The organism is Bartonella saheliensis, assembly GCF_902162175.1.
The window spans coordinates 1-1,573 of sequence record NZ_LR607304.1 but is presented as its reverse complement, the minus strand read 5'-3'; the positions used below and the strand labels follow the sequence as shown (position 1 = coordinate 1,573).

The window sequence follows — 1,573 nt, the reverse complement described above, 5'->3', positions numbered from 1 at the left end:
ATGTCGATCCAGAAAATCAAAAGTTAAGTAACAATGCAATAGCAACAATTCATGCTTGCATGGTACAATCAGGATTTCGCTATGAAGAAAGAGGGGGGGGATGGTGTGTAAACCATAAAGCCGAAAACTTGCCGATTTGTCGTCCAGGCGCAGTCATTCCACAGCGAAGTGTCAAGAGGCGCTTAAATAGCCCGTTTTGTAAAAAACATCCAGAACAATATGAATGCTATCCTTAAGTGTTGCTTGTAATGAAAACAATCCCCACAGCTATGTATTCCCATGTCTATGGGGTTGGTTCTTCAATTTCTATGAATGCTGGAAGAAGAAAAACAGTATTTGCAAGAAGGGGCTGATGGCAAGGTACATGTGTCCTTTAATGGCATCTTTACACCACCCTATGAAGCCGCTGTTTATGCAGAGCAACATGCGAAGGATAAAAATGCACCGCTTTATTTTGTTGTATTCCCAGAAGCCGATTCTGCCATCTCAGAACTTTTGGTAGCAGGCTACCAGAAGTTTTTAGAAAATAACTTTTGGGGTCTGACCAATTCAACACAAGAAGCAAAAGATCTGATGTCTCGCTATGGGAACACAGGATTGCATTTTGATGCCCATAGTCGTGGCAGTTTGACAAACTTGAATATGATGAATTCTTTCAAACAGGAAGGCGTGCATGGAATAGCCAATAATACGACGATCAGTTTTCATGGCCCCGCGGCGAATGTTTTGGCTGCAGCCAATCTGTTAAGGTATTTGAGTGATGGCAAACAAACTACGGTTGGCTTTGATGGGCATAGATATGACTTTGTCAGCCGATGGATTGGTGGCAATGGCTATACGTATGAGACAGCACCTGCTGGCAGCAACTGGTGGAAAGAAGCGTGGAAAATGTTCACAGATCCCGTCAGTGTCCATACTTGCCTTGGAGATGCGAGTCCACAATGTAGATATAATTATGGCACATCTCATCTAGAACAATTTCCTTTAAGTAAATCAAGGAGTAAAAAATGAAAAAAACTCTAAAATTATTAAGCGCTGTAACTTTATTAGGTATTGCAGGATGTCAGTTTAACAAACCTCCTCTAGGAGAGGTGGCAGCGTGGAAGAAACCAGGAGCAGATTTTACGGAGGTAGGAAAAGCATTGTTAGAATGTGGTATGCCAACCCCTTATTATACCGATCCAGAAAGTAGAAAGCTTAGTATCAATGCATGGGCAACAATTCATGCTTGCATGGTTCAATCAGGTTTTCATTATGAAAATGAACATGAGGGTGGATGGTGTTATACTTATAAAGCTGAAAACTTGCCGATTTGTCGCCCAGGCGCTGTGATCCCACAGCGCAGTGTCAAGAAGCGCTTAAACAGCCCGTTTTGTAAAAAATATAAAAATGCACCTGAATGCCAACCTTAAGTCTTGCTGTTGATGGAAAGTACAATCCCCACAGCCATGTATTCCCATGGCAGTGCGGGATTGTTCCTTTCATTCACCATCTCAACATTGTTCAGAACTGTCTTGAAAAACGGAGACAAAAATAATCAACAGGCTTTAGAGCCTTCTTATAGTCATTAAAT

At 41.7% G+C, this 1,573-nt stretch carries 2 protein-coding genes and 1 pseudogene; all 3 read left to right on the top strand.

The window, feature by feature from the left end; all coding sequences use genetic code 11:
• Positions 1-236, top strand: a pseudogene (locus tag FS875_RS09865) (hypothetical protein); the annotation flags it as partial.
• Positions 237-312: 76 nt separating this feature from the next.
• Complete coding sequence (locus FS875_RS09860; protein ID WP_246067905.1) at positions 313-1,011, top strand: filamentous hemagglutinin; 699 nt, start codon at positions 313-315, stop codon at positions 1,009-1,011.
• On the top strand, positions 1,008-1,412 hold the full coding sequence (locus FS875_RS09855; protein ID WP_144756252.1) for a hypothetical protein: 405 nt from the start codon (positions 1,008-1,010) through the stop codon (positions 1,410-1,412). Before FS875_RS09860 ends, FS875_RS09855 begins: the two co-directional genes overlap by 4 nt.
• Positions 1,413-1,573 lie beyond the last annotated feature (161 nt).